Raw genomic sequence first — 8,497 nt, 5'->3', positions numbered from 1 at the left:
TCTTTGTACAAAGATGGCCTTCCTTTGATGAAACGACTAATTCAAGCTCGTTGCTCTATTACTGCTCCTCCTACTCTTCCGATACCTCTCTAAACCTGACCAAACGTCTTTCCAAAAGAGCCACACCCAATTAATTTTGTGCACCTGGTTATTTTGGTAAAACCCTGGGGGGGTGAAATGCAAGCTGAAATCATTACTGGGTAATAATTTCAGCCCAGAAGTTACTTAATCGGTGCTCTTGACCGATATTTTGGGATAGAATTACTAGAAGTGATCGCCATAATTTTAACTGCGATACAATTGAGCTTCTCTTTCTTCAGACCGCACGCTCTGTCTAGTAATTTTACTTCCTCCAGTTATATTGGAGACGAGAATAAATGCGACCAATCCCACCAAAGGACTAATCATAGTGGGGAAACCATCGAAATCAGCAGTAAAAATACTGTTAGGAATATATAACAGTGTATTATCGATCCCGAAAGTAGTAGGCATCAATACAAATAGTATCAGCCGCGTCAGCGAACCCAGAATAATACAGGATAGGGCACCCTGCCAAGTTGCTTTAGACCAGTAAATTCCACCTGCTAGGGGTACTACCAACCCTGCAAATCCCAGATCGAAAGCTAGCAGTAGTAGAACTCCAGTTTGAGGAACTTTTAAAGCAAAAATCACTCCTAAAGTGGTAATTACAAAAGCCATGACGCGGGTAATCATTAACAGCCTGTCTCCTGCTGCGTTGTGGTCGTCATGGCGGATACCAATAATATTATGAGCAATTACGGAAGAAGTACCCAAAATTGCACCATCAGCGGTAGAAAGAGACGCGGAAAGAATGGCGACGATGACTAATAATCCCAGCAGGGGAGGTACTATACCATCGAGGAGAGCATAAAGGAGCGGTCCATCGGGGGTAATCCCGGCCGAAGCGAGAATTTGAGGTGCAGACAGAGCAATCAACGAAAACGGAATGCCGATAATTAAAGTTCCCACACAGCCTATTAGACAAGCCCTTTGGGCAGTTTCGGGACTGTCAGCGGCAAAGATTCTTGCCATAAAATCGATCGCCACAATATCCCCAAATCCCAACGCTAACAGAGTCGCCCAATTAACTGCCGCGCCAGCAGCAGGATCGCTTAGTTGTGCCAAAGCCAAAGGACCAGTATCAGCAGCAATATTTAAGCCAAAGTTGCCAGCAATGAACAAAAGTAAACCTAAAGAACCGACAAAAGCAATTCCTACTTGAATGGCATCGGTATAGGCAACGGCAAACAACCCACCGCTAGCAGTATAGATAAAGACGACAATCGCTAGCAGCATTATCCCAGCCGTATAACTGGTGCCTAAAAAGGCTTCAAACATATATCCTCCTGCTACCAAGTTACCAGCTAGCAAAAAGGAAAAACTCAACACCATCAGGAATGATGCTACTACTTCAGTTTGGCGGTTATATTTAACTCGATAGAAATCTGGCAGGGTAATTAAACCCATGCGGTTCATTGGTTTGGCAAAAAATAGTGCGGTTAAAAATAAACACAGTGCTAACCCAATGGGTAAAGATGCACCAGCCCAGAAACCAAATTTCCCCACCAAATCTGTATTGCCCAAAGTGGCGTTAGAGTCTACCGACTGCGCCATCAAAGTTGCTGCCGCTAGGGGTAAGACTAGCCCTCTTCCAGCAACCAAATAGTTTTCACTATCTCCTTTTACTTGTTTTGCTGCCCACATTCCAATTCCCAGGGTGGCAAACAAAAATACTAAAATTCCCCAGAAAAGAAGTTTTTGTTCCATAATTACTCCCGGTCAATGTTTGACCGTATAACATGTAGTGAGTAGGTAGGGGTCAATCAGGGTAAACGCATCTAATTTTTTAAATCCTATATATAGTGTTTATAAAATTAAGCACTATATGTGGAAAACCAACCAATTGTCAATAAGCACAATAAAACCTGGTTTATTGAGAAATACCCCCACTTTATTGACAAGATGCGTTTACCCTGAGGGGTCAATAAACCGAGCGATAGAAAGGAATATACCACAGTAAACCCATAGAAAATTGTCTATAGCAATCCTTTATGATTCGTGAAATATATTCGGCGAAGCTATCGCTATAACCCTTGCCCAGTAAGGATTTACGATTTTGCATATTTTACAAATGATTTAGGATTGCTATAGAACCTATCCTGACTGCCTGACACATCTGCGTGAAACCGATGCGTATCAGGCTCGACACTGTAACGACTGAATCCGTGAGAACCAGATGCGATTGACATGCAGTCACGCTACGCGAACATAAAAATCCTCACGGGCTTTAAGAGCGGCGCTTAGCACGGTTGCGGGTCAATGGGATCGCAAGGGGATAGGTGTTAAAAGTGGACGACCTTTGTGGAGAACTCCCATTAGCCAGCGCAGACCGATTTTCAGGTAGCTGATACCCCTTTGCCAATGAGGATTGACCTTTGGTCACGCGTGCGCGTTCAACCTGCCGTCGCAGACCGTTAAGTTGAACGGCCATACCTTAATCCATGCCATTTAGATACATTGTCTTGATACAGTCGCTCATGGGGGGAACCCCCAAAACCGCGCTGCATCGCTTTTATGCAGAGAAATTTAGTTTTTTCATCGTAACCACGCTCAGTTTTAACCTCTATAAATTGCCGTCCACATTCGTTGCATTTATATCTTTGTTTTCCTCTTTGATGACCATATTTATGAGTTTTATGACTATGACATTTAGAGCATTCCATGGTTTTATTTTTAGTAAACCATTTTTGGATTCAGCAACGCTGTTTTAGGCTGTCTTGGGTTGAGTTTACACAAAGAGTGTTGAGAACTTTTTGTCTGTTCCACAACTTCATGGGCAGTACAGCAATAGGGAGCATGTCACTTATGTAGAACATTTGTACTAAAGCTATAGCCCCCTCATGGGTAAAAGCCAAGCTCCTATGGTACATAGTTCATTTGTTCTGGAACATAGACTTGCTCCCCATCAATTTGTGAGAACAAAATAATATTAGCCCTGTTTTATATCTCTGAACCTCATAAAACTCATAGAAAAACTCATAGAAAAACTCATAGAAAAACTCATATCTCACGAAAAACTCAGGGAGCATGTCACTTATCCAGCAACATTAGTACATTATCTGGGGAATGGGGAATGGGGAATCGGTAATAGGGGGAGCATGTCACAATACCCGAATATTTGGGGAGCAGGTCAATTTTGTAAGAACACTTGAACTACAAACCCTTGAACTACAGTGTTTTCGGGGCTTCAGTAGCAGTCATGAGTTATTTTCGTACATTTGTTCTACAAATTTGACATACTCCCAAAACTCATAGAAAAACTCATAAAACTCATAGAAAAACTCATAGAAAAACTCATATCTCACGAAAAACTCAGGGAGCATGTCACTTATGCAGACCCTTGAACTACAGTGTTTTCGGGGCTTCAGTAGCAGTCATGACTTATTTTAGTACATTTGTTCTACGAATTTGACCTGCTCCTCAGCAATATTCTTTTAGCCTTCTCGGTTTAAATACATACTTATTTTTATATGTCTGTATTTTTGGCTATTTTTTTATCTACGTTTACCCTGAGCATATTATGAGTTCGTTTTTCTTGCGCTTACCCTGGTAAGTTGGTCTGTTGAGCAGTTCCATCCCGGAATTCAACCAATGGATGGGTGGTAGCAGCTTGTCTCATCTGAGTATTGGGTTCGATGGCAATCACTTGCACTCCCCGCCATCGCTAGTAGCCGAGAGGAAATTCCTGTTCCTGCACCAATATCCGCAGCTACCAGTTGCTCTGTGTGCTCAAGTCCTTCCAGAATCTTGTCGATAGCTGCAGCTGGGTAACTGGGTCGGTATTTGGCATAATCTGCCACCAACTCAGAAAATCGACTCTCTGGGTTCATCTGGTGTAATGGTGTTGTCTCAAGGTTCCTTTCGCCCATGATTAATACCAATCAGGATTTAGGCAATCACTCTTCTTGTAGAGTAGGGTACTAGTTGTGTTGCCAGATTAGCAATTTTGACAAATATTTAGATAACCCGTGACTTGAGATGATTTTAGGCTTCGATCCAGGACGAGATAAATGTGGTGTAGCAGTGATGGAAAAAGAGGGTCAGCTGCTAACCCATGAGGTAGTCGCTTCAGGAAATGCGATCGCAAAACTCCAGCAACTGTGTCAACAATTCCCCATTGAAACTATTGTCATGGGAGACCAAACTACTGCCAAGAGATGGAAACGGAAAATCAAGGAGGAATTACCAGCATCAGTACCTATTGTCCTGGTAGATGAGCGCTACAGTAGTTTAGAAGCTCGCCCACGCTACTGGCAAATGTATCCTCCCAGAGGGTTCCAACGGCTCATTCCCCAAGGAATGCGCCAACCTCCTCGACCCATTGATGATATTGTGGCAATTTTGTTAATCGAGCGCTATATAATCAAAGGCAAAAGCTAGAAGGGATATCGTCGTCTTCCCTTGGGCATGAGCTATTGACAGGATGCTCAAGCCTGTGATCAACTTACCCACATCCCTGACTTTCCTGACTTTCCTGACTTCCCTCTCTTATCCCTTCTGAGAATATAGCGTTTATCATAGTTATGAGGTACATAAGTTCCCTACTCCCGATTCCCTACTCCCGATTCCCGATTCACTACTCCCTACTCCCTAAAACCATGAACTTTGTACCTCACGGAATTGATAAATGCTATAGTTCGGCTCGAATCGTAAAAGCATAGTTTCCCCCTGGTTCGAGCTGGTAATCGCACTGTTCTAAAAATCGCCCCAGGGGTTCCTGAATCAAGGCACGTCCGAGAGAGGGGGTGACTAACAGCTGACTTACCCGAAAATGCCACTGAAACTGCCATTCATAGTCTGCGGCTTGAACTTCCCCTTCAATCTTGCCCTGTTGCCAGCAGTGCCGCGTAATTCTGACGTAGGCAGTGGTTTGAGGCAGACCCTTTGCACTCACAATGGTAAAAAATCCTAATCTGCTTTAAAGACATAGGTTAGCAGACCTGTTGGCAGATAAGTCAATAGCGATCAACCCAAATCTGATATCAGTGTGGTTGCTTGATGCCCAAGGCACCGAGGTGCTGACGGATGCTTTTTACAAAACCCTTCCAAAAGAAAACATCACTAATACTCAAGCCCTACAGCAAGCACAACTCTCGTGGCTATTGACTCCTGAATACAGTCACCCTTAGTACTGGTCAGCATTTATTCTTATAGGTAATGAATTTAGGTAATAGTTAGAATAGATATTGGTTGATATTAAATCCCTGCGATATGCACCACCAACTCCCGGTAGTGAGCCTGTCGCCGATGCTCCCAAATATAAATGCCTTGCCAGGTTCCTAGGAGCAATCTCCCCTGAGCAATAGGAATCTGTTCCGATGTTTTAGTCAGCGCAGTCCGGATATGAGCAGGCATATCATCGGGACCTTCGGCACTATGGCTATAGCTTTTGCCATCTTCTGGTACTAATTTAGCAAAAAAGTTCGATAAATCCATGAGCACATCAGGATCAGCATTTTCCTGAATTACCAAACTTGCGGAGGTATGACGCAGGAATATCGTACACAATCCAGTCTCCAGTCCTGATGTAGCAACCACGGATTGAACTTTCCCGGTAATGTTGGAGAACGATTTACCGGTAGTCCTAATTTTGAGTCGTTGTTGATAATGAGTCATAGAAGGGTTAGTTAATCGAGCCACTGCTACCCGAGCTGTTTTAGTTCCTCCGATGGTGTTTCCGAGGTTTCTGTGGCTACAGCTGTTGGTGGATTGTCAACAGACTTATCCACCACAGGTGTTTCCGAGGTTTCTGTGGCTACAGCTGTTGGTGGATTGTCAACAGACTTATCCACCACAGGTGTTTCCGAGGTTTCTGTGGCTACAGCTGTTGGTGGATTGTCAACAGACTTATCCACCACAGGTGTTTCCGAGGTTTCTGTGGCTACAGCTGTTGGTGGATTGTCAGCAGACTTATCCACCACAGCAGCAGTTTCTGATGACTCTAGAGTATCTTCTGATAACGACTCAGGGACAGTTGCCAATTCTGCCAATTCTTCTGTATACAACTTATCCAGTTGAGCAGCAGTTTCTGATAACTCTGGCTTTTCTGCTGATTCTGGCTCAGTTGCAGATTGATTGTCACTCGACTCATCTGCCTGCTCGGAATTTTCCGATGCCTCTGGATTCTCCGGTTCCCCTTCACGCCAAGGGGAATCATAGTGATTCCAGGGCAGAATTGGCTCGTTGGGCAGGTTACGGGTCAAGACAGTGATGTTCTCTGGGTCTGGTTCCGGTAAACTCAAGGGTTCTCCAGAGGGTTTGTTATTAACCTGTTTAGAATTCATAGTCTGAGCGAAAGCCAACAATACATCACATCAGTTTAAGCGCAGGAATGCAAAACTCTGCTATGACATTCAACGTAATAATCAAGGCAACCCCCCAAGTTACATAAGCAGAATACTTCAACGATAGAGAAAAATCTTCTAATCGCTGCCTGTTTGCATTATAAGCCTCTACCAGATTAACCAGCATCTGTAGTTGGTATTGTTCTGGTGAGAGTACCAGGTAGCGTTCTAGGAATTTTTTATCTCCCAAGTTGGGACTGACTGCTATCTGACGCGGGAGAAAAGCACGGATTAGTAGGGTAAAATTAAGCATAAATCCCAGTATCTCAGCAATACCAAAGGGGCTGCGGAAAAATACTAGCCCAGAGATGGTTAAACTCGTTAATAAGGCTCCGTTAGTGACAAACAAGATATTGAGTTTTGTGGTCAAGGTTTGACTGCGCTCCCTTTGTTGATCGAGCACCATACGAACGTCTCGTGCTGCCAACTCCAGGCTTGGGAAAGACGTCTGCTCTTGAGTGATAGAGGTTTCTGGTGTGTCGATGGACTTTGGGATAGAATTGTGGCTATTCTGGATCTGTTCTATAAGCGAATCTACGGTAGATATCATGGCAGGGGCTATTTAGGCTATTTAGTGTAAGTCTGGAGGTAGTTAACAATATCTTTAGCAATCTTGTCTGTTCCATCCTTTACCAAGCTTTGAGATTTTCTGGGAGGCTTGGGAGTATGATGGAGAAATTCCCACTTGCCGTGGAAAAATTCTGTCGGTGTTAAAATCTGATGGTGACCGTAGTCTTGCACCCCTTCTATTAGGATAGCGGCTTCAGGAAATCCAGAGCGGGTAACTGAAGCAATTGGGATATCCAGGCGTAACGCTTCGGCAAAAGTACTGTATCCCGGTTTGGAAATCACTCGCGAGCACAAGGGCATGAAATCCACTGGTCGATAGTCGTGATCCTTGATTTTAAGTAAATTGGGTAAATCTGGTGCTTGAGAGTCAAATGTGATAAACTGCCAGTCAGGGAATCTAGATAGATTGTGGTAAGGAATTTGTTCCAACCCTAATCCCCCAAAGGTGAGTAAAGCAGTTTTAAACTCTGGAGACTTCAGATCAAAATTCTTCCTTAATTGGTCTGCACTGTAGCCTGGGGAGCCGCCTGTTAACCCCACATCGGTGATATGGGTGAAGGCGCTCATGGGTTCATGTAAAGGAAGGCGAAATAAGCGATCGCATTTTCGATAATACTCACTGATCCAATCGGCAATCTCGGCAAATTCTCCTCCCCAGTCTCGATAGATGAAGTCCCAGCCAAAGTTACTCATCATCCAACAGGGAATGTCAGCCGCTTGAGCAATACCTACAGCTAAGGGGGGAATATCGGCTAAGATCAGCCCGACTCGATTGTTACGAATAAAGTCAACCTCACTAGCAATAATTGATCTAGCACTGAAGCGAATTTGCTGTAGTTTGGTTAATGTTACCTCTTTATCCATTGTTAAGCTGTCGGTTTGAATAACACCAACATCAAAAGCCCGTGGGCGATGAATAAAATCCCCCGGAATGTAGGATTCTAATAACCAGCGTGGTATTGTTGTTACTAGAATCAGTAAGATATCCGGACACAGTCGTTGAATAGCCGCAGCTACGGAGGCAGTACGTACAGCATGACCAAAACCGTGGCTAGTGATAGCGATGTATAAAACTGGTCTAGACATTCTAGGAGCTCAGGTATTGAGTTAATTGAAGGCTTTCATGCAGGCTAACAAAAATAAACCACAAGTGGCTAACTTTGGCAGTTACTACCTTGATTATAATTTCCACACTTTAAAATCGAATTCATAAAAAATTTAAAGTTTTTTTTTAAAGGAGTTGAAAACGTGCTGGAATATATCACTTTACCGAACAATGTTCTGCCACCTGTAGCCCCTTATTCCCACGCTGTTCGGGCAGGAGATTTTCTATTTGTGACGGGACAGCTAGCTGAGGACCCTGTCACTGGAAAAGTAATAATTGGGTCAATTGAGGAGGTGCGACCCCGTAATTTAATTCGCCATAGGAAAGCGCACCTTACAGACTAAACAGGTAATGGAAAACTTGAAGCTGGTTTTAGACCATGCTGGCACTAGCTTCG

General features: G+C 43.7%; 10 protein-coding genes and 2 pseudogenes. 4 read left to right on the top strand and 8 right to left on the bottom strand.

Translation table 11 applies throughout. The annotated features are described in order from the left end of the window. Positions 1-285 precede the first annotated feature (285 nt). The 3 genes and pseudogenes from F6K37_RS25855 to F6K37_RS25845 form a co-directional block, all read right to left on the bottom strand. The gene (locus F6K37_RS25855) at positions 286-1,788 is read right to left on the bottom strand and encodes a high affinity choline transporter 1 (RefSeq protein WP_287253130.1); all 1,503 of its coding nucleotides are present in this window, start codon (positions 1,786-1,788) and stop codon (positions 286-288) included. 707 nt (positions 1,789-2,495) lie between these two features. Further along, entirely contained in the window at positions 2,496-2,744 is a 249-nt protein-coding gene (locus tag F6K37_RS45655; protein WP_502708324.1) for an IS1/IS1595 family N-terminal zinc-binding domain-containing protein, read from the bottom strand. An 887-nt stretch (positions 2,745-3,631) separates the two neighbouring features. Then, a pseudogene (locus F6K37_RS25845) lies at positions 3,632-3,950 on the bottom strand (class I SAM-dependent methyltransferase); the annotation flags it as partial. A gap of 109 nt (positions 3,951-4,059) precedes the next feature. On the opposite strand from F6K37_RS25845, the gene F6K37_RS25840 reads away from it, so the two are divergent. Continuing rightward, positions 4,060-4,461 (top strand): pre-16S rRNA-processing nuclease YqgF, encoded by a 402-nt coding sequence (locus F6K37_RS25840; RefSeq protein ID WP_287253126.1) that lies wholly within the window; start codon positions 4,060-4,062, stop codon positions 4,459-4,461. Positions 4,462-4,604: 143 nt separating this feature from the next. Then, positions 4,605-4,742: a hypothetical protein gene (locus F6K37_RS25835; RefSeq protein ID WP_154659990.1), complete on the top strand. Its 138-nt coding sequence runs from the start codon at positions 4,605-4,607 to the stop codon at positions 4,740-4,742. Here F6K37_RS25835 and F6K37_RS25830 read toward each other — a convergent pair. Further along, positions 4,712-4,975 carry a DUF3146 family protein gene (locus F6K37_RS25830; protein ID WP_008191512.1) on the bottom strand — a complete coding sequence of 88 codons (264 nt, stop codon included), beginning with the start codon at positions 4,973-4,975 and terminating at the stop codon, positions 4,712-4,714. The genes F6K37_RS25835 and F6K37_RS25830 overlap by 31 nt on opposite strands. Before the next feature lie 49 nt (positions 4,976-5,024). On the opposite strand from F6K37_RS25830, the gene F6K37_RS25825 reads away from it, so the two are divergent. Continuing rightward, positions 5,025-5,210 (top strand): hypothetical protein, encoded by a 186-nt coding sequence (locus F6K37_RS25825; protein ID WP_071102475.1) that lies wholly within the window; start codon positions 5,025-5,027, stop codon positions 5,208-5,210. Between the two features lie 67 nt (positions 5,211-5,277). Here F6K37_RS25825 and F6K37_RS25820 read toward each other — a convergent pair whose 3' ends face one another. From F6K37_RS25820 to F6K37_RS25805, 4 genes are read right to left on the bottom strand one after another with little or no spacing between them, the layout of a single operon-like run. Then, positions 5,278-5,697, bottom strand: coding sequence for a secondary thiamine-phosphate synthase enzyme YjbQ (locus F6K37_RS25820; protein ID WP_287253133.1), 420 nt, complete (start codon positions 5,695-5,697; stop codon positions 5,278-5,280). 26 nt (positions 5,698-5,723) lie between these two features. Continuing rightward, on the bottom strand, positions 5,724-6,365 hold the full coding sequence (locus F6K37_RS25815) for a hypothetical protein (RefSeq protein ID WP_287253122.1): 642 nt from the start codon (positions 6,363-6,365) through the stop codon (positions 5,724-5,726). Between the two features lie 25 nt (positions 6,366-6,390). After that, on the bottom strand, positions 6,391-6,975 hold the full coding sequence (locus tag F6K37_RS25810; protein WP_202799179.1) for a hypothetical protein: 585 nt from the start codon (positions 6,973-6,975) through the stop codon (positions 6,391-6,393). A 17-nt stretch (positions 6,976-6,992) separates the two neighbouring features. Beyond that, positions 6,993-8,081 carry a glycosyltransferase family protein gene (locus tag F6K37_RS25805; protein WP_287253118.1) on the bottom strand — a complete coding sequence of 363 codons (1,089 nt, stop codon included), beginning with the start codon at positions 8,079-8,081 and terminating at the stop codon, positions 6,993-6,995. A 162-nt stretch (positions 8,082-8,243) separates the two neighbouring features. Here F6K37_RS25805 and F6K37_RS44780 point away from each other — a divergent pair. After that, positions 8,244-8,497, top strand: a pseudogene (locus F6K37_RS44780) (Rid family hydrolase); the annotation flags it as partial.

Source organism: Moorena sp. SIO4E2, from assembly GCF_010671945.1.
Classification (GTDB): domain Bacteria; phylum Cyanobacteriota; class Cyanobacteriia; order Cyanobacteriales; family Coleofasciculaceae; genus Moorena; species Moorena producens.
Note: the sequence above shows the minus strand (reverse complement) of the source record. Positions and strands in the feature narration are given on the sequence as shown.